The 26,570-nt window shown below is 44.3% G+C and carries 18 protein-coding genes; 4 read left to right on the top strand and 14 right to left on the bottom strand.

Annotation, left to right across the window (positions count from 1 at the left end; genetic code table 11):
- Positions 1-125 precede the first annotated feature (125 nt).
- From QUB77_RS10310 to QUB77_RS10280, 7 genes are all read right to left on the bottom strand, one after another.
- Positions 126-362 carry a hypothetical protein gene (locus QUB77_RS10310; protein ID WP_333171993.1) on the bottom strand — a complete coding sequence of 79 codons (237 nt, stop codon included), beginning with the start codon at positions 360-362 and terminating at the stop codon, positions 126-128.
- Between the two features lie 19 nt (positions 363-381).
- Entirely contained in the window at positions 382-828 is a 447-nt protein-coding gene (locus tag QUB77_RS10305; protein WP_333171991.1) for a DUF202 domain-containing protein, read from the bottom strand.
- A gap of 15 nt (positions 829-843) precedes the next feature.
- Positions 844-1,266, bottom strand: a complete 423-nt coding sequence (locus QUB77_RS10300; protein WP_333171989.1) for a DUF202 domain-containing protein — start codon at positions 1,264-1,266, stop codon at positions 844-846.
- Between the two features lie 146 nt (positions 1,267-1,412).
- A complete protein-coding gene (locus QUB77_RS10295) occupies positions 1,413-2,078 on the bottom strand; it encodes a hypothetical protein (protein WP_333171987.1) in 666 nt (221 codons plus the stop codon).
- Positions 2,079-2,617: 539 nt separating this feature from the next.
- Complete coding sequence (locus QUB77_RS10290; protein WP_333171985.1) at positions 2,618-3,280, bottom strand: cadmium resistance transporter; 663 nt, start codon at positions 3,278-3,280, stop codon at positions 2,618-2,620.
- 20 nt (positions 3,281-3,300) lie between these two features.
- On the bottom strand, positions 3,301-4,005 hold the full coding sequence (locus QUB77_RS10285) for a cadmium resistance transporter (RefSeq protein WP_333171983.1): 705 nt from the start codon (positions 4,003-4,005) through the stop codon (positions 3,301-3,303).
- Between the two features lie 204 nt (positions 4,006-4,209).
- A complete protein-coding gene (locus QUB77_RS10280; protein ID WP_333171981.1) occupies positions 4,210-5,715 on the bottom strand; it encodes an APC family permease in 1,506 nt (501 codons plus the stop codon).
- A gap of 387 nt (positions 5,716-6,102) precedes the next feature.
- Between QUB77_RS10280 and QUB77_RS10275 the strand changes: the two genes are divergently transcribed.
- Entirely contained in the window at positions 6,103-7,017 is a 915-nt protein-coding gene (locus tag QUB77_RS10275) for a LysR family transcriptional regulator (RefSeq protein ID WP_333171979.1), read from the top strand.
- 353 nt (positions 7,018-7,370) lie between these two features.
- Here QUB77_RS10275 and QUB77_RS10270 read toward each other — a convergent pair whose 3' ends face one another.
- On the bottom strand, positions 7,371-8,222 hold the full coding sequence (locus tag QUB77_RS10270) for a prohibitin family protein (protein WP_333171977.1): 852 nt from the start codon (positions 8,220-8,222) through the stop codon (positions 7,371-7,373).
- Between the two features lie 53 nt (positions 8,223-8,275).
- Positions 8,276-9,478 carry an EAL domain-containing response regulator gene (locus QUB77_RS10265; RefSeq protein ID WP_333171975.1) on the bottom strand — a complete coding sequence of 401 codons (1,203 nt, stop codon included), beginning with the start codon at positions 9,476-9,478 and terminating at the stop codon, positions 8,276-8,278.
- Positions 9,479-9,898: 420 nt separating this feature from the next.
- On the opposite strand from QUB77_RS10265, the gene QUB77_RS10260 reads away from it, so the two are divergent.
- Positions 9,899-10,414, top strand: a complete 516-nt coding sequence (locus QUB77_RS10260) for a heme-binding protein (protein WP_333171973.1) — start codon at positions 9,899-9,901, stop codon at positions 10,412-10,414.
- Here QUB77_RS10260 and QUB77_RS10255 read toward each other — a convergent pair.
- The 3 genes from QUB77_RS10255 to QUB77_RS10245 form a co-directional block, all read right to left on the bottom strand.
- Positions 10,401-10,817, bottom strand: coding sequence for a secondary thiamine-phosphate synthase enzyme YjbQ (locus QUB77_RS10255; protein ID WP_333062634.1), 417 nt, complete (start codon positions 10,815-10,817; stop codon positions 10,401-10,403). The genes QUB77_RS10260 and QUB77_RS10255 overlap by 14 nt on opposite strands.
- A 96-nt stretch (positions 10,818-10,913) precedes the next feature.
- Positions 10,914-12,014, bottom strand: coding sequence for a glycosyl transferase (locus QUB77_RS10250; RefSeq protein ID WP_333172124.1), 1,101 nt, complete (start codon positions 12,012-12,014; stop codon positions 10,914-10,916).
- 171 nt (positions 12,015-12,185) lie between these two features.
- On the bottom strand, positions 12,186-13,199 hold the full coding sequence (locus QUB77_RS10245) for a hypothetical protein (RefSeq protein WP_333171971.1): 1,014 nt from the start codon (positions 13,197-13,199) through the stop codon (positions 12,186-12,188).
- A gap of 122 nt (positions 13,200-13,321) precedes the next feature.
- Here QUB77_RS10245 and QUB77_RS10240 point away from each other — a divergent pair, with 122 nt between their 5' ends.
- The gene (locus QUB77_RS10240; protein ID WP_333171969.1) at positions 13,322-13,888 is read left to right on the top strand and encodes a hypothetical protein; all 567 of its coding nucleotides are present in this window, start codon (positions 13,322-13,324) and stop codon (positions 13,886-13,888) included.
- Between the two features lie 4 nt (positions 13,889-13,892).
- Here the strand turns inward: QUB77_RS10240 and QUB77_RS10235 are convergent, their stop codons facing one another.
- Entirely contained in the window at positions 13,893-19,244 is a 5,352-nt protein-coding gene (locus tag QUB77_RS10235; RefSeq protein ID WP_333171967.1) for an AAA family ATPase, read from the bottom strand.
- A 436-nt stretch (positions 19,245-19,680) separates the two neighbouring features.
- Here QUB77_RS10235 and QUB77_RS10230 point away from each other — a divergent pair, with 436 nt between their 5' ends.
- The gene (locus QUB77_RS10230; protein WP_333171964.1) at positions 19,681-22,149 is read left to right on the top strand and encodes an ATP-dependent Clp protease ATP-binding subunit; all 2,469 of its coding nucleotides are present in this window, start codon (positions 19,681-19,683) and stop codon (positions 22,147-22,149) included.
- Positions 22,150-22,444: 295 nt separating this feature from the next.
- Here the strand turns inward: QUB77_RS10230 and QUB77_RS10225 are convergent, their stop codons facing one another.
- On the bottom strand, positions 22,445-26,494 hold the full coding sequence (locus QUB77_RS10225) for a hypothetical protein (RefSeq protein ID WP_333171962.1): 4,050 nt from the start codon (positions 26,492-26,494) through the stop codon (positions 22,445-22,447).
- Between the last annotated feature and the right edge of the window lie 76 nt (positions 26,495-26,570).

Genomic DNA, 26,570 nt, shown 5'->3' with positions numbered 1-26,570 from the left:
CTGAGTTATGTCTAGTAAGTCAATCGAGTTACCGTATTTTGTTGGCGATCGGCTCAATCTACTTTGTTTCCGGTAGAAAAATATCGATGAGGGAGAGGTTGTTGAGAATGCTGGCTGGTATCGGTTTAGGCTGGGATCGAGAAATTGAAAGTTTCAGGCAAATGCTTGACAGTTTGCCAAAGATATGCAGTATCAATTCCCCAGTAAAATTGCAGGTAAACGAGCAAAATCCCGATCGCGACTGTCACGCCCAGCAATTTAGGGACTATTTTCGCGACAGTCTCCAGCACTGCGAATGTGGCCCAGATAGCAGCACCTAAGATGAGAATGGAAGCGATTGTGGCAACTGTATCGCTGTTCATAATTAACTCCTGTTGACAATCAATCGGGTATTACAACACTACTTGGGGCGAGGGCGACTGCCAAAATCGAATAAATTACTCCAATTCCCAATAAGCCCACAGCAAAACTGAACAATAAAACCATTGCGTCTGGGGGATTGTAGGTATCGTGGTCAATTTGGTGGCGAACGGTGAAGTAGTGCTTAGTTGAGATTAAGACTGTCACCCAACCTATTAGAGAGAAGATTAAACCCAACTTCCACCCCATCGCCTGACGGTAATGTACGGGCATTTGCACGACGCGAAGTCGGATGATGACGACGCCAAAAGCCATGAGGGCGATCGCAGCCCGCATCCATGCTAAGAAGGTGCGCTCATTTGCCGATCGATCGATCGCCCGCGACAGATTGTGCTGGTTTGGTTTCTCATCATCTACTTGCATCGGTTTGAACGATAATTGCGCGCGATCGAACTCTTTAATATTCATATTAAACCGCCACCATTATTCAGGTGCCATCAAACCAAATGAGCTAGAAGGAACGGTGAACATATAATAAATTACGCCAGCCCCTAGGATGGCGATCGCGAGGCTGAAAAGAATTACCCAGCGATCGGTAGGTTCATAAGTATCGTAATCGATATCGTGGCGGACGCCGAAGTAGTGCTTAGTTGATAAGAGCACCGTCAGCAAACCCACTATTGAAAAAAGCAAACCCAACTTCCAACCATTGCCGGGGGTTGGCAGCATAGGGGGATGGAAGGCGCGAAGGCGCACGATAACTACACCAAAACCCATCAGCGATATTGCTGTCCGCATCCATGCTAAATAAGTGCGCTCGTTTGCCAAGTGATCCCGCACCCGCGACGGATTTGGTCGCTTAATCTTTTCTGTATTTACTTTCGTGGATTTCCAATTTAATAGCATAGATAAACCTTTTAATTTTAACGCCAAATTAAGAAGGGAAACCGATATATTTTGGCTGGGACGATGATCCGCCGGGAGCGATACCCGGCGGGATTTTTCGTTGCAACGCGCTTTACACAGCCGATCGCATTACAACTTCACCAAAACTAATCATTTTCCTCAGTAGGTGCGTTGGGAACTTGCGTATCTATGTACGCCTGAGTCACATCAGGAACAAACCAATTCGCATCCCCAGGCTGGAAAACTTTAGCAGTAGGAACGTTGAATTCTACAGCCCCCGTATCGGGATTAGCTCTGGCTACAAATTGAGTTCCGTCAACTATCTTAACAGCTAGACCGCCCGTCAATTCTTCTGAAGGTTGATCAGTCGTTCTTAAATCAGTTGCTTTGATATCGCCGGGTAGATAAATTCCATCGCAATCCCATTTATGTTCAGTTGTTTGACCGTCAGCTAGAAAATAAAGGGCATTCTCGTAAGTAGAAGAAGCAGCTTTTTTGCCTTTCGGGCCGTAGACAGCCAGGGTTTTTCCGGTTTCGTTGCGGCACTGACCCCAAGGTTTTCCCGTTTCTAAAGTGTATTTTTGAAACTCCAATTGAGAGATTTTTTGCTGAAGTTGCTCAGGGGTATAAGTCTGGGCGAGATTGGGTGCATCTTTCGCTTTCCTGAGAGTGTTCAAAGCTTGAGTCACCTCTATGTAATCGGGATTACTCGCATATTTCGGCGTTTTTGGAGCATCGGCCCATGATGGGGGAACGAATACTAAATTGGCGGCCATTACCAACAGCACTAAAACAAATTTGAAGATTTTCACAAGTTTTGTCCTTTTCTAGATTGTCAGGTTTTTTCCAACTCTATGTTTGCTTGCTATCTTAGGACTTAGGCAAAAACGATATCTCTTTAACTGGTTTGCCTGAAAAACCAAATTTTGCAGGATCTAAAAATCTGGTGGTTTAGGATTAGACCTATTGTCAAAGTCGAGCGGCGTGGCGTAGTGGCGAAGTGTTCGGGCGATATTTTAAGGATTACTCCTCAAGTTTTTAGCTGAGTTGGATTCACCACTACAGTATTATTGAAATGAAAGGTATATTCTTGCCTAAGTCTGGCAATTTGCTAGCTCACAAGATTGCTTGAACTTTCGTCAAAATTCGAGGCTAAATTAGTTTGAAGCTGCTTTTAGCTCGGTCAATTAGTTCATTATTAACTTAGCATACTTGGTGATATATGGCAAGTAATTTAGACACGATTTTAAGGAAACAATTGGCAAGGTAAAAATGATGAGTAAGAACTTATGAATTCAGAAAAAATTATCTACCTCTAGAGGGATGGAAGTTGCGGAAGCGGGGCTAATTCCTAGTTAGAGAGAAATGCCGGAAGCAGCCGATAACTACCACTTTCAATCAGAATGAATATTCCCAAACCCATCAAGACAAAAGGGACAACAGCCTTGGTATAGCGAGTCAAAATAGGGGCGATCGCCCTTTGGCGAGTTAATCGGTAAGCGACATAAGACCAAACACCTACCATCACCGAGAAAACCGCCAAAATCACCACCAAGCTCGGCAAATCGCTGCTAGCAAACAGCGGCAAGTAAATGCCGATGTTGTCTCCCCCGTTGGCCACTGTTACCGCAGCCACATTCAAAGTTTGGGGATTGAAAAGATTGACGAGTTTTGACAGCAAAGATGAGTTAGATTGACGGTTAAATTCGCCAGATACGGCTTGTACGTCATTTTCCTCATTTTCTCTCTTGACTAAGTGACTGATGCCGATCGCGATCGGAACCAAACCCAGCAAGCCAATCCAAGCTTTCGGCACAATTAAACCGCCAAAAAAACCGGGCAAACTAGCAGCGATGAGTGCTGCAAATCCGAGGTACTTACCGACAAAGATATGCCGGGGACGGAAAGTATCATTTACCTGGGCGAAGAACAGCATCGAAATCACCATATCGTCGATATTGGTTGCGGCAAAAGATGTAATCCCGGCAATAATCGCTGCTGCAATCCAATTCATGTGCTGTCCCTGCAATTTTTCTAAACTTCCGTTTCGCTGGCGTTACTTCTGCTCATAGTTATCAAACAGAAAGCGCAACCAACTAAAGATATTATACTTAAAGTTGGGCTTGCCAGAGTGCCGCTTTTCACCAGAATCGCTATTCCCAATCCCATTAAAACAAAAGGCACAAGCTGATTGCCGTAGCGAGTCAAAGTATCTGCGATCGCCCGCATCTGAATTAACCGATAAGCAGCGTAGCACCAAACGCCCACCATCCCGAAGAATACAGTGAGAACCACCGCCAAACTTTCTAAAGTATTGCTAGCAAAAAGCGGCACATATATGCCGATATTGTCGCCCCCATTTGCCACCGTCACCGCTGCTACGCTATAAGTTTGAGGAGACAGAAAACTGCTAAAAAAAGATTTCTCCGATTGCTCTAATTCTGCCTCAGCTTCCGAATCGTCAGTTTCGGAATTCAGCAAGCGGCTAAGCCCGATCGCAATTGGCAGCAAACCCAGCATTCCAATCCAATCGGGCGGAAAGATTAAGCGGCCAAAAAACCCCGGAAGGCTAACCAAAACCAGTGCAGTAAAGCCCAGAAACTGACCGAAGACGATATGCCTGCGCCGAAATACTGCATTCACCTGCGAGAAAAACAGCAGCAGAATCAGAATATCGTCTAGATTCGTAGCCGTAAAAGCTGTCATTGCCGTAGAAATTGCTGTTAGTAATTCATTCATTTCTGTGTCTCCTTAATTTCAGCGGTCTTTGCGGTTGCTCCCGCGATCCGGCAGGGGTTAAAACCCCCGCCTCAGAGTTCAAGTCCTCTGAAGAGGACTGAAGAAATTATTAGTCCTCTTCAGAGGACTTTTGCTATTAGCCAGGGAATTAATTCCCTGGCGGTATTGGCGGCTAAATTAACATCTATAAACACCGCATTGCAACTAATCAAAGCCTTGATTGTCGATCGATACTGCTTTCAATCGAACACCACCATAAATTGCATTTTCTTCCTCGAATTTGGCGTGAATTGCGTCAATACCCTGCTGCATCGAGCCCGTCAGTTCAGGAGAACGCAGCCGCTGCCAGAAAAACCATCCGCAAGTAACCACCAAGTACATCAAGAACAAGTAAGGAAACGCATCGTAAGGAGCTTCTGGAGGTGGGAACATAGTGCTGCCGGGAATGCCCACGCTGCCCGCAATCGGAATCATCATAAATGCGATCGCCACAGCCGAGAACCCTACATCTCGCACCCGCAATTTACCAATTTTGTGCAGGTAAACCGGGGCGGCGATCGAAATTAAGACGTACACGGTTAAAAATCCGTAGCTGCAAATTGCCCCCAAATAACCCATACAATCAAACAGTTTGATGTTAAACATAGACATCACCGCCGGCACAAGAAATGTCAGAAATGTACACATCGTTACTGCAACGTGGGGAGTTTTATTAGATGAATGCGCTACACCTAATGAAGAGTGAAACAAACCGTGGCGCGCCATCATAAAAAACACTCTCGCCGCCGGATTGATGCTGCCTAGCACGCAAGCAAAAAAGCTAAATAAAGCGCCGAAAGCCACTAACTCTCCCAGCCAACCCATGCCCACTTGTTGCGCCAGAAAACTCAGAGGTTCTTCAGTATTAGTAATAGAAACTCCTGTACCGCTAAAACCCAAAACCTCAATATAGGTCATCAAAATGAAGAATAAGCCTGCCATCACAGCGCTGCCCATGACAGCCCTAGGGATATTTTTTAAGGGTTTTTTCGCTTCGTCGCCCAGAGATGTAGCACTTTCAAAACCAGAGAAACCAAACATTACTAAGACAAGTCCCGTCGCTATGTTCCCCGGAGTTACGCCTTGCAAAGTCAGTTGCGACATATCTAAGGCAAAACCTTTGTGCGCCCAGATGATAATTCCTAAAAGTGCGATCGCCGCCACTGATGCCCCCTCTAGCCACAGCATCGCCATAGCTGAAAGCTGGATATCTTTGTAACCTGCATACCAAGCAACGCCAGCCCCGATCGATAACAGCGTAATCGGTGACGGATGGATGCCTAAATGACCGATGAAAGTACCCGTAAAGTTAGCAAAACCGCACAAAACGGCCATCGCAGTAAATAGATAAGCGAGTACCAAACTCCAGCCGCAAATTACGCCGGCAGTCGGCCCAAGTCCTTTAACAATGTAAGAATAAAGAGAACCAGCAGAAGCCGATCGACTCGCAAATTGGTTGATATTAATGCTGACAAATACTAGACCGATCAAGCCGATGAGAAAGCTCAGCCAAGCCCCGTTACCTGAAAGAGCGACAATTAACCCTATATTAGATGCGGGGATAGTTGTAGGTGCAATGACGGCAAAGGATTGAGCTAAAACCTCCCCGAAGGAGAGGCAGTCCGGCTTTAAGCCGTGTACACTCTGATTTTTTGGCGTTTTCTTAGTCATTTATCTTCTCTCTTTTTGTCGATCGACTTTTGGCGATCGGCTTAAACTTGTCGGTGCTGCTTCAGCATTGGGCCCTGCATGAGAAGCTTAAGTATCACCTTAAGGCTCTTCAGGGGTAGAATCAAATGTTGTTTTTTATCGAATTAATAAATACAAGTGATGCAGTGCCACCGCAAAAGAACTGTTGGAAAACGATGCCTATCTGTCGCCACAAGCTCAAAGCCTTGACGTTCAAAGGAAGGTTTAAATAGCGGTTGGCAACCGTGCTTTTTTGGGAATTCCAACCTGTAGAATAGAGTCTAAAAGTTCAGGTCACATCTGAGCCTCAATAAATTTTAATCTCAAAAAATAACTGTATTTAGTAAAAGGATACTCAGCATGGCCGGAATGACACTTGACCAACTGCGAGTTTTTCTAGCTGTCGCGGAACACCTGCACTTCAGCCGCGCAGCCGAGGAACTTTACATCACCCAACCCGCTGTCAGCGCCACAATCCAAAGCTTAGAGGCGCAATACGGAGTCAAACTATTTCACCGCATCGGCCGCCGCATCGAAATCACAGATGCTGGGAAGTTGCTGCAAGTGGAAACTCAGAAAATTCTCGACCAAGTTGCTTTGACTGAGAGAGGTTTGCGGGAGTTGAACGACTTGCAACGAGGCGATTTAAACTTGGGTTGCAGTCTGACCATTGGCAATTATTGGTTGCCTGATAAACTTAGCAAGTTCAAACAAAAATATCCTGGTATTTGCGTGAATTGTACTTTGGCAAATGCCGAAGAAATTTGTGCGGGGACGGCGACGGGAACATTTGATTTGGGTTTAGTGACGGGAGACATCAAAGCTTCGCTTAAGATCACTCTGGAGGAAGAAGTTGTAGGCAGCGAACGCTTGCTGATTGTAGTTGGCAAATCTCACCCTTGGTTTGAACGTGCAGAGGTGAGTTTAACGGAAATTCCGAAAACGGATTGGGTGATGCGAGAAGCTGGTTCTGGAGTTCAGCAAATGTTGGAACAAGCTTTGCAAAGTTGGGGCGTTAATCCCGATGAATTGAATGTAACTTTAGTTTTGAACAGCAGCGAAATGGTAAAAGCAGTGGTGGAAAGTGGCACAGGTGCAGCGGCTATTCCTGAATTGATGGTAAAAAAAGAATTGCAGCTATCTACACTACGAGCGATTAAAATTATAGATAGCCAACCAAGTTCTAATGTATGTTTGGAAATAATTAAACCCGTTTTAAAACTGAAGCACCGACAGCGTTTTCAAACTGGAATTACTAAAGCTTTTGAACAGATCTTAACTTAAGGTGCTGGTAATTGGTAAGAGCGCCGTAGGGACACTCCAAGAGCCTATTAGTGTCAACTTAAGCTGTAAGTCCGCCCAGTCCTTCCGTCCCCCCGTCAGTCCGCCAGGGGTTGAAACCCCTGTCTAATAGCTAAAGTCCTCTCAAAGAGGACTGAAGAACTCATTAGTCGTCTTCAGACGACTTTAGCTTTGAGGCAGGGGTTTCAACCCTTGCCGGACTATTGGTTGTACGTTAAGTTGACAGGACGAAAGGCACGGTGCCGTGTCCCTAGTTAATAGACATCTCCTAAAAAGCAAGTTTTTAACAGGCATCCTGCCTGTTCCACAAGAATTATGGGAGATATCTAATTACCTTAATTACCGCTGTTCAATAGTTTTCTCACATCCAATATATTTTTACCCCCATCACCAATAATCAGTGGCAATTTCCCATCCCATTTTTCTATAGCCTGCCTTTCCAAAAGTTCGGGAGTCAAATTGTCCCGCAGCAACCTTTGCACTTCGGCTTCTCCCTTGGCTAAATTCACCTTAGCCTCGGCCTGTTTTACTGCCTTCAGCGCTAAAAACTCCCCTGTTTTTGCCTCTTGTTCGGCAATTTGTTTCGCCTCCACTGCCTCGCTAAACCGCTCAGAAAAGTGAACGTGTACTAAAGAAATATCATCAACGGCAATGTGATACGTAACCAGCCTCAAGGTCAAAGAATCATCAACGGCCGCTTTAACTTCTCCCCGTTTAGTAATAATCTCTTCAGCCGTGTATTTAGCCATAACTGCTTTTAATACTTCTTCAACAGCCGGCTCTATAATGCGACCAACGACTTCTTTTTCATCACCTATTTGTTGAAAAATAGCATTGGCTTCTTCTGGGATAATATGCCAATTGAGTGCTACATCTGTGAAAACATCTTGTAAATCTTTTGAGGAAGCTTCAGCGGAACTTTCCTGTTTTTGTACCCGGACGCTCAACTTTTTTACACTATAAACTGTGGGGAATATTACGTGAAGTCCTTCTCCGAGTACCTGTTCTTGCACTTTACCAAACTGCATCAGTACGCCCCGTTCTCCAGCGTTGACTGTGATAAAAAATTTGGACAAAATAGCTAAAAACACTATCAATATAGCTATTTGAACAGCTAGGTAAAAATCCTTATTTTTTTTATTGTTTGATTTGAGTGAGTCAACTTTACTGCTGGATTCTAAAATCATATTTCACCCCCATCGCACTTTATTCAAAGACAAATATTGAGTTAACCAATCGGCTATTTTCCTTCCACCAACAACTGTTCAAAATCCGCTGCCGCCAAAGGAGGACTGAACAAATATCCTTGCATTATATCGCACTTATAGCGCCATAAAAAATCTTTTTCGGCTTCTGTTTCAACTCCTTCGGCAATTACCTCAAGACAGAGACTGTGCGCCATTTCAATAATGGCTTTCACAATCGCTGCATTGGTGCAACCATCGGTGATATTGCTGATAAAACAGCGGTCTATTTTTAAAGTATCGAAGGGGTATTGCGTCAGATAGCTTAAAGAAGAATAGCCTGTTCCGAAATCGTCAAGAGATATACAAACTCCCAAATTTTTCAAATGTTGCAAAGTTGCGATCGCACTTTCGGCATCTTCTACCATCAAACTTTCTGTCAGCTCTAATTCCAAACTGCTCGCTTCCAAACCAGTTTCTGCTAAAATTTGGGCAACTCTGCTGCTGAGATCCGGTTGGTGAAATTGTCGCGGCGACAGATTCACCGCTATCCGAAGCGAAAAACCAGCATTTTGCCAAACTTGCATTTGCTTGCAAGCTGTCTGCAACACCCACTCGCCTAACTGTACAATGAAGCCAGTTTCTTCGGCCGCCGGAATAAACTCTGCAGGCGAAATCAGCCCTTTTTCGGGGTGTACCCAGCGCACTAAAGCTTCTGCGCTCATAATTTTACCTGTCTGGACATTGACTTGCGGCTGATAGTAAACTTGAAATTCTTCTCGTTCCAAGGCGTGGCACAAAGTTGTTTTTATTTGCTGTAATTTGTGGGCGGTATCTTGGATAAATTCGCTGCTTTGTGAGCGCAAAGTATTGTACTGTTCGGCGACAGCTTCTTGTTTTTTCAAGCGGCTCGATATTGCGCCCACAAGTTCAGCTTTACTAAAAGGTTTAGTCAGGTAATCATCGGCTCCTAATTCCATACCTTGCCGCATTTCAGAGCGATCGGCTTTACCGGTCAGAAAAACAAAAGGTACTGTAGCAGTAACAGGATTCGATCGCAAGGCCATCAGCACCCCATATCCGTCAAGTTCTGGCATCATCACGTCGCAAATAATCACGTCGGGAACATTTGACACCGCCGCATATAAACCTTTTGCTCCATTTTCTGCACCCGTCACGTGGAAACCTTCAGCTTTGAGGAGTTTGAGAATATTTTCCCGAATTACTTGCTCGTCCTCAATCACTAGAATCTTTTTCATAGGTCATTCCCTGAAAGCGGTATAATTGATAGGCGTTACTGAACGCGATAAGCGTGGCAATAACTGAGAACGCACAGCTCGATCGGCCCAACAGCCGAATATTTTCCGACACAAATAGCAAACGCCTGAAAAAAGCTAATTTTTCAAGCACAACTAGATTAAGGTTTCTCTGCTTAGTCAGTGCCGTCCGTATTATTACGAGGTTAATTAATAATCTCTCAACTAATTCTAGGCGATCGATAGTTAGCAGCGCCTTAAATAACTGCTAAACTAATTGTGCCACCTGAACGATTGTCTGCAAACAATCTCAGCCTATTTATACCAGTTGCCAAAAATAATGCAACTGCAAGCAAGTTCCAAACCCTTGCGGAGTCAGTCTTCCCCATTCTTCAATGTAAAATCTCAACTTTTAAATCTCAAATGGTATTACCTACTGGATTCCCTGAACCCGCACAGATTGGGGTCATAGAAGTTAAGCAATATCCTCACTACCGCGCTGTCACCTACACCCACGCAGGCGATTTGCGACAAGCAACTGGCATCGCCTTCAATCCCTTATTTCAACACATCAGCAACAACCAAATTGCGATGACAACGCCAGTAGAAGCGCGCTACACCGAAACTTCCGGGCAAATCAATGCGGTTCCCCAAGCAGAAGTTTCGTTCCTCTATCCCGCACCAAATATCGCCCCCAGCAGCGTTAACTCCGCTGTAGAAGTCACAGATACTTCTCCGATGACAGTTGTCAGCATCGGCGTGCGCGGGGCCTACACTTGGGAAAGCTACGAAAATAACCTCCAGAAACTCAAAGATTGGCTTCAAGAACATCCCGAATACGAAATAGTCGGGCCGCCGCGCCGCTTTTTTTACAATTCCCCGATGACGCCGGAAGCAACTAAAATCAGCGAGGTACAAATTCCGATCAAGTGCCGCTGACGTGAACAACTAATTCGCGAATGTGACCCCGCTGGCGGTGTTCCCAGAGGTAAATTCCCTGCCAAGTTCCTAACAGCAACCTGCCGCGATCGATCGGGATTTGTTCAGAAGTATGAGTCAGCGCAGTGCGAATGTGTGCCGGCATATCGTCTGGGCCTTCCGCATCGTGAATGTAGCGATCGCCCTCCGGTACCAGTTTAGCCAAAAAGTTAGCCAAATCCTTAAGTACATCCGGGTCAGCATTTTCTTGAATCACCAAACTAGCAGAAGTATGGCGCAAAAATAAACTACAAAGTCCCGTTTTAATACCTGAATTCGCCACCACATCTTCTATCTTAGGAGTGATTTTGCACAGAGATTTCCCTGTAGTTTGAATCTTGAGTATCTGTTGATAGTGATTCATTCGATTTTAGATTTTAGATTTTGGATGAGACTGATGCAAAAGTCTTCTGTCGGCGGAGATAGACTTTGTTTGTGTAAGATCGATTTCTAATCGCACTTATGCAAAATAGTCTACAACAGCTTGGGCGATCGCCTCCGTACCATTTTTATCCAATTTACCCGACAAACAGGGCGGATGCAGCGGTTTTCGCAAAAACTCCCAATCCCCCTCAAAAAACTCCGCCGCCGTCAAGATTTGATGTTCCGCATAATTTTGAATCCATTCAAGCAACACCGCAGCTTCTGCAAACCCTTCTCTCATTATAGAAACAACAGGTATTTCCAAGCGCAAAGCTTCCGCAAAAGTGCTGTATCCCGGTTTAGAAACTAAGCGCCCGCAGACAGGCATAATATCGACCGGACGCGGTAAAATCGGGAAAGATTGTGCAAACTCCTGACTTTTGACATAAACCAAATTCGGCAAATCGGGAGCTCCCGCATCAAAAGTAATAAATTGCCAGTCGCTAAATAGCTGTAAATTTTGATAAGGAATTTCCTCTAAACCCAATCCGCCGAAAGTCAACAATACAGTTTTTTCCAGCGGTGTTTCGATGCCGAATACTTCGCGAATTTTTTCGTTACTGTAGCGAGGATTGCCGCCCGTCAAGCCCACATCTTGAATATTGGGGAAAGCTGCCATCGGTTCGTGCAAAGGAAGACGAAAAAGCCGATCGCACATTCCGAAACATTCACCAATCCAATCTGCAATTTCTACAAATTCCCCGCCCCAATCGCGATAGATAAAATCCCACCCAAAATTGCTCATCATCCAGCAGGGAACCCCAGCCGCTGCCGCCATTCGCGTTGCCAAAGGAGGAATATCTGCCAGCACCAAACCCACCCGATTTTGCTTGATAAAATTAACTTCGCTGGCAATTAGGGAATTTTGCTTCTTCCGAATTTCCCGCAATTTTTCCAGCGTCGCGTCTTTATCCATATTCAAACTGTCAGCTTGCACGACACCCACATCAAAAGCGCGGGGACGGTGGATAAAGTCGCCACCAATATAACATTCTAGCAGCCAGCGAGGTGCTGTTGTTGTGATAATTAGTAAGATATCTGGATTTAATTCTTGAATTTTTGCAGCTACGGAGGAGACTCGGACAGCGTGGCCGAATCCGTGATTTGTGATGGCAATATATAATGTTGGTCGAGACATTGATAATAGGGAATTGGGAATGGGGAATTGGGAATTGGGCATCGGGCATCGGGAATGGGGAATTGGGAATTGGAGGTAGACACTCGAAGGCAACAAGGTCAAGCTTCAAGCGAGGCAAAACCAACAATGACACAATTAATAACTAATGACTATCGAATATGCAAGAACTCATCAATCGGACGCGCCCTCAGACCAAACAGGCAATTGATTAATTTTGTCCAGGGTTATATCTACATACTTTTGACCCTCCGTCGCCAGATTTTCCCCAAAATATCCCTCATCGCCGTCGTGCTTGTGAGGGCCGCTCAAAGCTGCTTCATAGCGGCCTTGCAAACGAGCTTGATTGAAAGGAGAAGTCGCGTACCAGTACCAGCGACTTGGAAAAACTATGCCGCCAATATCCTCAATTGAATCGCGAGTGCCGCGAAAGTGGAAAATGCGATCGGCTTCTGCAAAACCCTTTTCTCCCGAAAAGACGCCCCCAACCGAAACAACCGTAATTTTTGCCTTCAGCCGTTCTTTAAGATAGGGAGTAGCACCCAAAGCAACTTGTGCACCGCCGCTAGTGCCAATTAAAATAACTTTCAAAGGTTTTTGAGGATTAACTGAAATGGGATATTGAGCATTCATGCGATCGATAATTGCATTAGCAATTCCCTGATTGTATGCAAAGCCGTAGCGATAATCTAGAGAAATTGCAAACCTCCAGAGATTGCGAATTTTGATGAATATATCCCCCGCAATCGGCCCGCTTTTTGCCTGTTCTGCAAATCGCCAAAAAGGAGCTAGCCACCGCTCTCCTCCTAAACTTTTGTTAGAAACTGAGTAAGGAAAAACATCGCCCACGGCTACGCACTGCGGGTGACTTTTAACTAAATGCTTGAGAAAAAACTCTTCACCAGGGGTTAATTCATTCCCTGAAAAATCGCCAACTCCCGGTAAAAAGATGATATAACAATTGAGTGGCGAAGACTTGCGCGCTTCTAGATTGCCCTTATTAGAGGGCAATATCTCCGGCGGATTTTTCTTGAGGCCCAAAGTTTCGGCACTTTGATTCAGCCACCATATAACAGTTCCCACCGGCGAAAGAATACCCCAAATTATCAGGATTACACCTGCGATGAGCAACAAATTTAAACTTCCCCCGCGCAGCCATGCAAGTATCCGTAAAATCAATCTTAGCATTTAATAAAATCTGGTAGAATGCCAATTAATTACTTAATTACCTAGAAATTGTTCGGTGATTCTGCTGTATTAGAGCTTATTTTGTAAAAGTTGTCAACTATCTTGAGGAGCAGGAGTTCAACGTGAAGGGAGAAGATTCAATTGCAGGTTTGGGCGCAACGCTTTGGAACGCACTTTCTTTGAACGGCAATTTTTATGAAAAAACTCCCTACACTGGCAGAACTAAGCGAATAGCTTTAACAATTGTAATTTTAGCAGCGCTGTCCCGCGTGCTGGGCAGTGCCGTCATCTTGTTAATCAACCGAACTGAGCTATCAGTATTATTTCTAGGACTTTTGATAGAGGGTTTGGCAGTTGCGGGGGGTTATTATTTTTGGACTTTCACTATCTTTAAAATCGGGGAGTGGCTGAAGCCGGGTCACGTAACTTATCGGGAGTTGCTGGTTCCAATCGGATTTGCCTATGCCCCCCAAGTTCTGAATTTTTTAACCTTAATTCCCTTGCTGGGAGAAGGAATAGAGCGGATATTAGCTGTCTGGAGTTTGTTAGCTGTAATTGTGGCGGTTCGCCAAGGTTTGGATATTCAAACTCGCTGGGCGGTGTTAATTTGTTTTGTGGGTTGGCCGTTGATCCAAATTGCGATCGGCTTTGTGGAAGTAATTGAACAGTTGCTTTCACGATGGCTTTAATTCATCAATACGGCAGCAGTATAGTAAACTCGCTGCCCTCTCTAGGTTCCGACTTGCAAATTAACTTTCCTCCATGTTGTTCTACAACAATTTGATAACTGATAGATAATCCCAAACCACTCCCCTTACCTACCTCTTTAGTAGTAAAAAACGGATCGAATATTTTACCGCGTACCTCCGAACTCATCCCCACACCATTATCAACAATGCGAATCGCTACTTGATTTCCTTCCGCGACTTCAGTGCAAATCTGAATTGTAGGAGTCTGTTCCGAGTCAACTTCACTCCCTCTTTCGCGATAACAAGCATCAATCGCATTGGTCAGGACATTCATAAATACCTGATTAATTTCTCCAGGATAGCAGTTCACTAAAGGCAAATTGTCGTACTCCTTGATCACTTGAATATCAATTAATTTGTGATCCAAAATCATCAACGTGCTGTCGATACCTTCGTGAATATTAACCCATTTTCTATCTGATTCATCTAGCCGAGAAAAGTTTCGCAGCGACAGCACAATATCCCGAACTCTCGCAGCGCCCACTCTCATTGAATCTATCATTTTAGTGAAATCATTCATTAAAAAATCTAAATCTATTTGCTCTGTTTCATTTACTATTTCGGCCACGGGATTTGGGTAATTATTTTGGTATAAACGTAGTAGATTTAGTAAGTTCTCAGCGTATTCATTGGTGTAATGCAAATTTCCATAAATAAAGTTAATGGGGTTATTGATTTCGTGAGCAATTCCCCCTACCACTTGCCCTAAACTCGACATTTTTTCACTTTGAATTAGCTGCACTTGAGTGTGGCGAAGTTCTTCCAGTGCAGTATGCAAATTCTCAGTTCTTTGGGCTACTCGCGTTTCCAGAATACTATAAAAACGAGCATTTTCTAGAGAAATAGCTGCTTGTGCAGACAGGATTCCCAAAATTTCTACCCTGTCGCTAGTAAAAGCACCTTTTGTTAAATTGTTTTCTAAATAAAAAATTCCTGTAAGGTTGCCTTGATGGATAATTGGCAATACCAGGATAGATAGGGGTTGATTGGCTACAATATAAGGGTCAAATTGGAATTGCTCGGCTCGCGTAGCATCATCTAAAACCAAGTATTTTTGGGTTCTTTCTACATAGTTAATTAAGGAAATTGGGAGAATTTCGGATTCGGCAATCGGGAGAGATTGTAACAGAGTTACATCATTAAACTGACCTGTAAGTCCAGCTTCTATGAATAACTCATTACCTGTCTTGGCAAGAAATAATACTTTTTGAGCGCCTGCGTTTTCCTTGACAAGCTGTACGAGTTTCTCTAGCAAACGGCTGAGAATAATTTCGCTCGAAACAGCTTGAGATGCTTTGACAACAGTTGGTAAATCCAGCATCAAGCTATTGTCAACAGTAGTGGTAGCAGTCATTAACTCAACATTTTTAGATATTGCTCCTTGATTGCGATCGACTAAATAAGGATAACGGGATTCTAAGTATTTAACTTTTGCTATAGCTCCCCAGCGGATGTAGGCATAATAAGCTTTTGTCAGATAAGATCGAGCAATTATCTCTTTATCCAAAGATTGATAAAACTCTCCAGCTAATTCATATGCTAATGCTTCTTCTTGGATGTAACCGTTAGCAGCCGCTCCTTTAATAGCTAAGTCATAATAATCCATTGCTGCAAGTTTATCGCTAAAAATTCGAGCTTTCTCAGCTTCAACTAAGTCGTACTTGTGCTGATAATTCATGGGTGCATGGTAGGCCCACTTTTTCATAATTTGCTGATTAGAGTTAACAATAGCTAAGTCTGCTTCTTGATTCTCACTGTCACGATAGTTAGCCAGGAGGGCCAGCGAATAGTAGAAATTGTGTACCCCAACAGTGATTAAGCCGATCGCGCCATCTGCATATTCTGCCGCTAATTTACCGCGGGCAACAGCCGCAGCATAATCTTTAAATAAATAAAGCAGCATCAATTTAGCAACATAAGCTGCAAACAGCGACATTCGATTATTTTCTTTCTGCCAACGGGACATCACAGCAGGTTCATCCAACCCGCCGCTAACTAACCGTACTTGCTCTGCTGTGTTGCTTCTTAAGCTTGAAGCAGTTACTTGCCAAATTTGAGCATAACCTATGGCAAATCCGTGTTTATTTTTTTGCAAAAAATCCATACAAACGCTTTGTTTTTCTTCGACATATTCTAACTGTTCTCCCACTAACACTAAATTAGTAATATAGTGCATAAAATTATAAACCGCCCATTCTAAATCACCATTTTCTACACCGGATTTCATCCCTTCTACAAATGAATTAAGTGTATTTTTACTACACTCTTTCCAGATTCTTATATGAGCATTAAACATTACATAAACCTTAGCTTTCTGTTGGCTAGCATTAAATTGTTCTAGCAGCTTTAAAGCGATTAATCCAGCGTAGTAGCCAGCTTCGATGTCGCCTTCGATGCCGCACAGAATCATTCCATAAAGAGTATAGGGAAAAGTAGCTAATGCTGAATGACCGTGATCGATACAAAGATTGACCATAGTCAAGACGAGGGAGGACACAATTTCAGGTTTGGCAATATAAGCAGGAGGATAGAGGGCTGTCAGGATTTCCATAGCTGCCAGTAGATATGGATCTGTCATAACTGGCAGGTTTTCTAATTCCTCAATTCGCGGCAATTTTGGCACTGCAATGGTTTCGTTGTCTAATAGGTTGAGTCCCAGCATTTCCAGCACTTCTAAACCTGTTTCAACAGCTTTTAGCATCTGGCTTTGAGCCTGATAGAATAGGATCTTGAGCTGATACACTTTCACTATGTCAAGCTGGTTTTTAGCCGATCGCAAAACCACTTCCGCCAAAACTTCTGCTTGCTCAAAGTTGGTGTTTAAATATTCCGCTTCTAGCGTCTCTACATACAAGCGCAGCGTCATGCTATAGTTGCGAGCCCAGCTATCAGGTGCTAATAACGACATTCCCGCATTCAAATACTTAACAGCGGGTTCGTAGGCATTAGCTACTTTTGCCTTATGTCCAGCAATTAAATTTAATCCTGCTAATTCATCTTTTTCTGATTGCAGGATCAGACAATCAATTCCTACATTCAACTGGTTAATAATATCAAAAATTTTCTCTTCTACTTTATCGGCGGGCGTATTTTCAAACAGCAATTTACCGATGCTAAGATGAGTGACTTTCTTTTCATCATCAGGAATCAGCGAATATGCAGCTTGCTGGACGCGATCGTGCAAAAATTTATAGCTGATTCGCGAAGAATCGAAAGTTAAATTAGCTCCTCCTTCTCCACCCAAAAATAAAGGAATGAGGTAACTCTCATTCAAAGGAAGTATTAACCCTGCTTGCAAAGCATCCCAGAGTTCAGTCGCAGTGACTGATGGAGATTTTGCGTTGACAGTAGAGAGAACATCTAAAGTGAATTTGTCCCCAACACAAGCAGCCAATTTCAAAACTTGTTGTGTAGTCTCTGGCAATTGTTGAATCCGACTGGCTAGCAGTTCAACTACACTCTTATCTGTGATGCCAATAGCGTGAATCTCCTCAATGTTCCACTGCCACTCCCCTCTGCTTCCGGGAGACAGCAGCCGGGAAAAGTCAAATCTCAAAAGTTTTTCTTGATAAAGAGTGTTGAGCAATTGCATCAAGAAAAAAGGATTCCCACCAGTCTTATTCCAAATCAACTCCGCTAAAGGTTGAATTTTTTCTGAGTCATTCAATGTTTCAGAAATTAACTCAGTAACCTGGGCTAAAGAAAGAGGTTCCAGCACTAAATTGTTGATAATAATACCCGTTTCTTGAAGGTACTCTACTGTTTGCATTAAACGATGTGTAGAGCTAACTTCATGGTCTCGATAGGCTCCAATAAATAATAAATATTTGCTATCTGGGTCAGTCGCTAGCAATTCCATTAATTTCAACGTCGCTGAATCTGACCACTGCAAGTCATCGATAAATATAACTAATGGATGCTCTTTTTGCGCGAATACGTGGATAAATTCTTTGAATAGCCTGTTAAAGCGGTTTTGTGCTTCTGTGGGGGCAAGTTTCGCAACTGCAGGCTGTTTGCCAATTACCAATTCTAATTCGGGAATCACGTCAATAATTACTTGTCCGGCATCGCCTAGGGCGACTAAAAGTTTATGTTGCCAATCTTGTAATTTTTTGTTATTTTCGGAAAGTAACTGCTGGATCAAAGATTGAAAAGCTTGAATTAAAGATGCGTAAGGTATATTCCGCTTGAATTGGTCAAATTTACCTGAAATAAAATAACCCCGCTGTCTGGTGATGGGTTTTTGAATTTCGCTAACTAGGGCAGATTTGCCTATACCTGCATAACCAGACACTAGGATCAGTTCAATTTTTTGGGAAGGGGAAGAATTTTCCTCGCAAGGATTAGCTACACGTTCAAATGCTGCCAATAGTTCACTGACTTGGGTTTCCCGACCGTACAATTTTTGAGGAATCAACAACTGACTCAATATATCTAAGTTTCCCGGCGTAAAATCTACTATCTTGCCAGTAGTTTCTAACTGATTTAAACAAATTTCTAAATCTACCAACAATCCGCCTGCGCTTTGATATCTCTGTTCGGCATTTTTGGCAATCAATTTCATCACTATTTGTGAGATTGCTGGTGGAATGGCTGAATTAATGTGATGGGGTAAAATTGCTTGACAAGCTATGTGACTGTAAACAATTTCTAACGGGTCGTTGCTCATAAATGGCAATTGACCTGTCAGCATTTCATATAAAGTGATACCGAGAGAATAAAAGTCGGTGCGGTAGTCTAGGGTGCGGTTCATTCTCCCGGTTTGTTCGGGAGACATATAAGCAAAAGTACCGACTATCGAGTTAATATTATTAATTTGGGGATTTTCTTTGGACAATCGTGAAGCAATCCCGAAATCTGTCAGTTTAATAATTCCTGTTTGGCTGTTGATGATGATATTGCTCGGCTTAATATCTTTGTGAATAATTTTTTGAAGGTGTAGATATTCTAAGGTTTTTATAAGTTGGATGCCAAACCTCAAACAGGTGATGACTTCGAGCTTTTGTCTGGACATGAGGCGATCGAGAGATTCGCCCTCCAAGTCTTCTAAAAGCAAGCCGAGACGGTTATCAAAGGTTTCTAGGCTAATGACTTTAACTAGGCCCGGATGGTCTAAATGTTGGCGAATGCGATACTCGTGCTTGATCCGGGTAATTGCATCGAGGGTAGGATATTCAGCTTTCAGGATTTTGAGTACGGTTGTATCCTGGTGGGTGGGGATTTTTCCTCGATAAATAATCGTTTCGATACCTTCGTGGAGAGTGGAGTGGATTTGGTATTGCGAGAGAAATTGCATGGAGTTCGGCTCAGAGTTGAAAATATATCTGATTCTAGTCGCTGTTGGCTGTTGACTGTTGGCTGACGGCACGACCACCCTCAACCGTCAAAAGTCTTGACATGGCAACTGTTATATGCTTAATTCAACCATGTACTTAGGCCAACAAAAATCAAGCTTTATTTACTCGAACAAGAATACAATTTATACATAAAATGATAGTATTCATGCAATCAAGCCATTTTGCTACTATTATTCTCAATTAATATCCGATCGACAGCGGACGGCAACCACACCCCTACTATTCGGGTCTCCCCACTGTCTCTCCTCCCTTAGCAAGATACATTGTTAAAGAAGGAAATACACAAAAATTTACATCTATAATTTGTGTAGTGTTCCAAATCGCTCCTCACCAGCAGCGATACAGCCCTCGCCAAGACAGTAGGATAGAAAAAATATGTTTGAACGCTTTACAGAACAAGCCATTAAAGCAATCATGCTCGCCCAAGAGGAAGCGCGGCGCCTCGGTCACAATTTTGTAGGCACCGAGCAAATTCTTCTGGGACTCGTCGGCGAAGGCACTGGCATCGCTGCAAAAGTATTACTGGATATGGGCCTCAACTTGAAAGAGGCACGCAATGAAATTGAAAATATCATCGGTAGAGGTTCGGGGTTCCTTCCGCCGGAAATTCCTTTTACACCCCGCGTTAAGCGCATTTTTGAGACGGCCCTCAACGAAGCGCGGCAGTTAGGCCACAATTACATCGGCACCGAGCACATCCTGCTAGGGCTAATTCAGGACGATGAAGGGGTGGCGGCGAAGGTGCTGCAAAACTTGGGAATCGATCGCCAGAGAGTCCGCACGCAGGTAATCCGTGCCGTGGGAGAAGTCGCAGCGGTACCCGGAGGTAGGGGAGATAGTGGCGATCGCAAAATCCCGACTTTAGAAGAATTCGGCACAAACCTGACCAAGTTAGCCGCAGCCGGCAAACTAGACCCCGTAGTGGGCCGGGAAAATGAAATCGAGCGCGTGATCCAAGTACTCGGCCGCCGCACGAAGAACAATCCAGTGTTAGTAGGCGAACCAGGAGTCGGCAAAACAGCCCTCGCCGAAGGTCTGGCCCAGCGGATTGTTAATAGAAACGTCCCGGAAATTTTAGAAGACAAACAAGTAATCAGCCTCGATATGGGTTCGCTGATTGCTGGTACAAAGTTCCGAGGCGAATTTGAAGAAAGGCTGACGAAAATCATGGCCGAAATTCGCGCTGCCGGTAACATCATTCTGGTAATTGATGAAATTCACACCTTAGTCGGTGCAGGCGCAATTCAAGGCAGCATGGACGCCTCCAATATGCTCAAACCCGCCCTTGCTAGAGGCGAATTGCAGTGTGTCGGCGCCACTACCTTGGACGAATATCGCAAACACATCGAGCGCGACGCTGCCTTAGAACGCCGCTTCCAACCGATCAAAGTCGGCGAACCGAGCGTGGCTGAAACAATAGAAATATTGTACGGGTTGCGATCGGCTTACGAACAGCATCACAGACTGACAATTTCCGACGCAGCTTTAGAAGCAGCGGCTACACTGTCAGACAGGTATATTAACGATCGGTTTTTGCCAGACAAGGCGATCGACTTAATTGACGAAGCAGGTTCCCGCGTCCGCGTGCTGAATTCACAAACCCCGCCCGAAGTTAAAGAACTCAAAAAGCAACTGCCTGCAGTAACAAAAGAAAAAGATGCAGCAGTGCGCGAGCAAGACTTCGACAAAGCTGGAAAATTGCGCGATCGCGAATTAGAAATTGAAGCCGAAATTGCCGAAGCTACGATCAACAAAAGCCAGCTCAAAACCTCTCCTGTCGTCACCGAAGAAGATATCGCCCACATCGTGGCTAATTGGACGGGAGTACCGGTCAGCAAGCTGACAGAATCCGAATCGGAATTGCTGCTGCACATGGAAGACACCCTGCACCAGCGCTTGATCGGTCAAGAAGAAGCTGTCACCGCAGTTTCGCGGGCCATCCGCCGCGCGCGGGTAGGCTTGAAAAATCCGAATCGCCCGATCGCCAGTTTCATCTTTTCCGGCCCCACAGGCGTCGGCAAAACGGAACTTACAAAAGCCCTGGCAACTTATTTCTTCGGTTCCGAAGAAGCCATGATTCGGTTAGATATGTCCGAATTCATGGAACGCCACACGGTTTCCAAGCTCATCGGTTCGCCTCCCGGTTACGTCGGCTACGATGAAGGCGGCCAACTAACCGAAGCAGTCCGGCGCCGTCCTTACACGGTCATCTTGTTCGACGAAATCGAAAAAGCTCACCCGGATGTCTTCAACATGATGCTGCAAATCTTGGAAGACGGCCGCTTGACGGATGCTAAAGGTCGGACAGTGGACTTTAAGAATACACTGCTGATCATGACCTCAAACATCGGTTCGCGAGTGATTGAAAAAGGTGGCGGCGGTCTCGGTTTCGAGTTTGCTGAAAGTGCCGCAGACGGTCAGTACAACCGCGTTCGCAGCTTGGTAAACGAAGAACTGAAACAGTTTTTCCGTCCCGAATTTATCAACCGCTTGGATGAGATTATCGTCTTCCGCCAGTTGAACAGGGAAGAAGTCAAGCAGATTTCGGACATTATGTTGCAGCAAGTCTTCAGCCGCTTAACCGAACAGGGTATTACTTTGTCGGTGACAGACCGGTTCAAGGACTTGTTAGTTACAGAAGGCTACAATCCCAGCTACGGTGCTCGACCTTTGCGCCGCGCAATCATGCGGTTGTTGGAAGATGTACTGGCTGAGGAAATGCTGTCTGGGAAGCTGAAAGACGGCCAAAAGGCGATCGTTGATGTGGATGAAAACGGTCAGGTTAAGGTAGTGCCCGATGGCCCATCTGAGCCGAAATTGCCAGAATTCGCATTGAGCCATTAATGCCCTCTACAGACGGATAAATACTGTTAATTAAAAACCCGGTTTCTCCGAGAAACCGGGTTTTTAATTAAAAAATACCAGTTAAAAGAAAGCAACTTTAGGCAAGCTCCAATCCGGTAGCATCGTCGGGCGTAAAATCCAGTCAACAATCACGGACACAGCAACCGGAATCGATCTAATTAATCTGCGTTAATCTGTGTTTATCTGCCGATATCTGCGGTTAAAAAAAGAGAATTTCTCGAACCGCAGATGACAATGGATTGACGCAGATTCACGCAGATAAAGAGAGCTGACTCTAATCCCACGATTGCAATTGCACAACCCAATGCTGCACCAAAGCAGAAATGCGATCGCGCCGCGTTTCAAAAGTAGCAGCAATCCAGATAAACACAATCCCAAAAGCCAAACCAATTGCCCATTTTATCAGCGGGTAATCGAAGATCAGAATCACCAACTGATAGAAAACATTGATTAAAAATACAGCCGTTCCCACAAACAAAAACGCCCGAACTCGCAGCGCCAAACCCGCTGCAATCGCCACCAAACTAAAAACTGCGGCAACTAAACCGTGGCTTTGCTGAGTCAAAAGAGGCATCCCGCAAATCAGCGCAGTTGCGAGCATTCGCAGAGTGTGGCGCAGTGGTTTTTGTGCTGGTAATTTGAGAGTGCGATCGAACTGAGTAATGTAAAGTAAAGAAAGTCCTAAAGGAGTAACATAAAACTCTGGCTGAGTCAATCCTATTTCCCAAAACCACCGCAGCAATATCCAATCAATTATCGCCACACTCACATAGGTAAAACGGACTTCCTCCCTTTCCCAAGCCAGGAAAAAATAGAAGGTAGCAGCTATCAGCAAGCTAATAGGATAAAACTTAGCCGGGCTTTCCAAAATAGTAAGTATTGGAATCAGCAAAGCAATTACCTGCCAAGGTTTTTTTGACCAACCCCAGTTGTCCCAAGGCAAAATGTAAATGAAATAGGCTAATAGGGAAGCGAAGGCAACTTTCCAAGGCCCCAGCGGCCCAGAAATATACTTAACTAAAGGTGTATTGATCCAGTAAAGCCGGATGCCAAAGGCTTCTAGCCAACCTAAGTAAATCCAAATTTCTGCCCATTGGCTATCTAGATTATTTCGCCCTTGCAAGAAAGCGTATTGAACTAATAAAGCACCAGTGACTAATCCTAAACTTAAGCCAGATTTAATATCATAGGCAGAAGCCCACATCAGCAGCAAACTGCTCAAAACCCAGTGCAGGTGAGCAAATATTTTTAACTCTGCATTAGTTAAATGTAAATAATTGCTGAGCCAAGGAGATAAAATGCGATAGATATATGTTAAAGTTGTGCCGAGAGTGGCCAGGACAATTAAGCCGTCGCCAAAAGCTCCTCCTGGTGTTTGAAAAAGTTGATAGAGTAGCGATTCGTAAGCAGCAAGGGACACGCCAATTAATCCTAAATAAACCAAAGGTTTGAATTCTGGCTCCCGCCTACCTATGCCGATCGCAATTAAAGACGCCCCCAACACAGTTAAACCAGTCCAATTCGTCAAAGTGTGCGATCGGAAAGTTAAACCCAACACCCCATAAACCAAAGGTATCAAATGAATGCTAGGTAAAATTGTTCGATCGCGGTGGCGGCGCCGCCACACATCACCCAATAATTGAGTAAACAATCCGAGAGCGATATTAGCAACTGCCAAATTAATCGTAGTGCGATCGACAAAACTCAAACCGACTGCTGTCAACAACTCTAAACTCCAAGCCAAGGCATAAATTGCCAGAGGGGAAAGTTGGCGTAAACTTCGGAAAATTATCGCAGCCATTATCACCAAAATAGCAGCCAAAACTTCAGCAGAGGGCGGGAAACTCAAGGTACTGCCTGCGTACAGTTCAAAAGAATAAAAAGTAATAGTTGTTAACAGCAAGCTTGCCAGTAAGATTGCCCACCCATCTAAAGCTCGCTCGTAAATTTCAGCTAATTGAGAAGACTCAGGCAAACGGCTGGAAAAACGAACTATTATGCTGCGAAGCAACCACAGAGACAAAAGTGCGATCGCCCCGGCAATTGCCCAATCCCAACCCGACACAAAACCTAATTGATCGATCGCCGCAGCTACGAAACTCAAGCCAAACCCCACTCCAATTGCAGCCGCTGGCAATTCGACTAAATAGTAAGTATTAACCAACATTAATCCGGCTGCCAAGCCCAAACCAATTAACCGATATCCCGGAAAAGTAAAAATTAGAAATTGTGCGAATATTAAGGCGAGCGCACTAAAGGTACTGGCAACTCGTTTATGAGGAACCTCAGTATATTTAGCAACACCAGTCAATGCCAAAGGAGTCGCCAGCCAGAGCAAACTCCACTGAGGGCGGTAAGTAGCAGTACCCGCAATCAAATAATTTTGCAACAATATAAAGCTAAATCCTGCTAATACTAAGCCCAGATACCAAGAACTTTGGAACCATGCAGGATGCCAGCGGAAAAATGCCGAACTTTCTCGGAAATTAGCCGCTTTCATCCAGACAAAAAATACCCACTCAGCCACCATAAAAATCAATAATATTGCCGACCAAATATTTGGTTGCTGGTTGGGAAAAAATAAGTCTATTGCGGAAGCGATCGCGCCTAAACCAATAATGTGAGTTATGGGAACCAAAATTGCCGGATTTCCGTGTGGTTCATCCGCCGAAGCCGACCTCGAAACTCGCCGGGAATTATCGGGAATTACGTATTTCCAAGTTATCCAACCTAAAATTAAAGTAGATACTAATAAATTGAGCGATCGCCAAAACGGATTGAAAAAACTAATAACAGTTAAAACACTCCCCAAACCGAGAGCAAGGTTTGCGCCAAAACTGGCAAGTTGAAACTTTCGCTTGCGGTAGAGCCACTGGGCCACACTTACTATTAAAATTAAATAAGGCAACAGCAGAACACCCCAAAAAGCCCAAGGAGTTTCCTGAGAGTTTGTAAGCTGAGTTAAAAATGCAACAAATGGTGTTTTAATCCCTAAAGGAAGCACTCGCCAAAACAGCCAAATACTCTGAAGTCCCACCGCCTCAAGCATTAGCAAATCAAACTCTTGCCAAAACCGCACTAAACGGTTGTAAAAAAACCAAACAGCCAATCCGCTAACTGCGATCGCCTGTAGCGGAATGTCGCGAAAACAAACCAGGTATCCAAAACCCAACAAACCCATTCCCGCTAATTGCCATTTAAAAAAATTGCTGGGATTTGGCTGGTCGGATATATTGTTTTCAGTAGTCCCAGATGCGAGGGGGTGCTGCCAATCTAGCCATGCTAAAAGCACGCCACAAATCGCCAAAGCTAAACCCATTTCAGCGATATTTACACCCTTGACAAATATCGCTCGACTCAGTAAAATTCCTAACGAATAAGCTACTAAAGCCGCTTTTTTGTAAGTCAAAAAATCTCTGCTCAAACTGAAAGCAGCGGGGAATGTTTCAGTATTTACCCCACGTTGGATAGATTGCAATCGTTGTTGCTGAACTTGATAAACTGTAGTAGCAGCAGTTCCCACTGTACCCACATAAACCGCAGCCAGGGAAAAGCCGGCGAATGCCCACCCCCAGTGTAAATAACTCAATCCCAAGTGATTTAGGGCGATCGAACCAGTGATGTTTTTTCCTGAACAGCTTTGATATTGAGCTTTTATAATCCGGGTAGTTATCCAAGTCAAAATAAGTGCCGCTGCGATTGCTACCGCCCAATCCCAAGGATACCGCCACAATCCAAAAGTATCCATTGCCCAAAAATTGATCGGCACTAGCAACAGGGTTACTTCTTGCAAAGTTTGAGCAGTCAAGTGCAAATTCTGCTGTCTGTTTGCCCAACTGCTAATCGCCCAAAAGGTTAAAGTATAAGCTAACAAAACTCCATATTGTCCGGCGGCAGGAAATCTTTCCCACTGACTGGCAGCTAAGACTCCAGAGGAGACAACTACCATGAACACTCCTAAAAACAACAGCCACACCACGCTAATTTCTGCCATTAGCGACTGCAAAATTTGAGCGATAAAATTAGGGGTTTGAGTAGTTTCTGTGGGCCTAGCAACGCTTTCTCTGCTGCGAGGTAAGGCTTTTTGCGTTGATAAGGCAGGTATTTTTGGCTCGGCAATAGGATCTCGCGGGTTCTCAATTTCAGAAAGGTCTACAGCGGGCTCTGTGAGTGGGCAGACTAAATACTGCCCGCACAATTCCTCAACCTCAGCGGGCGAAAGTAAACCTAGTCGCAGCCACGCATCTAAACCTGTCAACAACTCAGGATGCGATGCTAAGACGCTCAATTCAATTTTGCTCGATCGATCTTTGGGAGACGACATCGGCTTAAACTTGTAGTACCTACATTCAAGCTATAGCCTAGATTAATGTCGAGCGAACAGGGCAACATTCCGCCAT

It is taken from the genome of Microcoleus sp. AT9b-C3 (genome assembly GCF_036705485.1).
GTDB lineage: Bacteria > Cyanobacteriota > Cyanobacteriia > Cyanobacteriales > Microcoleaceae > Microcoleus.
This window is presented reverse-complemented; position numbering and strand designations above follow the sequence as displayed.

What these genes read in the sequence shown, in the direction of transcription:
- QUB77_RS10235 (WP_333171967.1), bottom strand. Translation starts at nt 19,244, where the DNA reads ATGCAATTTCTCTCGCAATACCAAATCCACTCCACTCTCCACGAAGGT.
- QUB77_RS10285 (WP_333171983.1), bottom strand. Translation starts at nt 4,005, where the DNA reads ATGAATGAATTACTAACAGCAATTTCTACGGCAATGACAGCTTTTACG.
- QUB77_RS10290 (WP_333171985.1), bottom strand. Translation starts at nt 3,280, where the DNA reads ATGAATTGGATTGCAGCAGCGATTATTGCCGGGATTACATCTTTTGCC.
- QUB77_RS10300 (WP_333171989.1), bottom strand. Translation starts at nt 1,266, where the DNA reads ATGCTATTAAATTGGAAATCCACGAAAGTAAATACAGAAAAGATTAAG.
- QUB77_RS10305 (WP_333171991.1), bottom strand. Translation starts at nt 828, where the DNA reads ATGAATATTAAAGAGTTCGATCGCGCGCAATTATCGTTCAAACCGATG.
- QUB77_RS10280 (WP_333171981.1), bottom strand. Translation starts at nt 5,715, where the DNA reads ATGACTAAGAAAACGCCAAAAAATCAGAGTGTACACGGCTTAAAGCCG.
- QUB77_RS10265 (WP_333171975.1), bottom strand. Translation starts at nt 9,478, where the DNA reads ATGAAAAAGATTCTAGTGATTGAGGACGAGCAAGTAATTCGGGAAAAT.
- QUB77_RS10225 (WP_333171962.1), bottom strand. Translation starts at nt 26,494, where the DNA reads ATGTCGTCTCCCAAAGATCGATCGAGCAAAATTGAATTGAGCGTCTTA.
- QUB77_RS10250 (WP_333172124.1), bottom strand. Translation starts at nt 12,014, where the DNA reads ATGTCTCGACCAACATTATATATTGCCATCACAAATCACGGATTCGGC.
- QUB77_RS10255 (WP_333062634.1), bottom strand. Translation starts at nt 10,817, where the DNA reads ATGAATCACTATCAACAGATACTCAAGATTCAAACTACAGGGAAATCT.
- QUB77_RS10260 (WP_333171973.1), top strand. Translation starts at nt 9,899, where the DNA reads ATGGTATTACCTACTGGATTCCCTGAACCCGCACAGATTGGGGTCATA.
- QUB77_RS10275 (WP_333171979.1), top strand. Translation starts at nt 6,103, where the DNA reads ATGACACTTGACCAACTGCGAGTTTTTCTAGCTGTCGCGGAACACCTG.
- QUB77_RS10270 (WP_333171977.1), bottom strand. Translation starts at nt 8,222, where the DNA reads ATGATTTTAGAATCCAGCAGTAAAGTTGACTCACTCAAATCAAACAAT.
- QUB77_RS10245 (WP_333171971.1), bottom strand. Translation starts at nt 13,199, where the DNA reads ATGCTAAGATTGATTTTACGGATACTTGCATGGCTGCGCGGGGGAAGT.
- QUB77_RS10310 (WP_333171993.1), bottom strand. Translation starts at nt 362, where the DNA reads ATGAACAGCGATACAGTTGCCACAATCGCTTCCATTCTCATCTTAGGT.
- QUB77_RS10230 (WP_333171964.1), top strand. Translation starts at nt 19,681, where the DNA reads ATGTTTGAACGCTTTACAGAACAAGCCATTAAAGCAATCATGCTCGCC.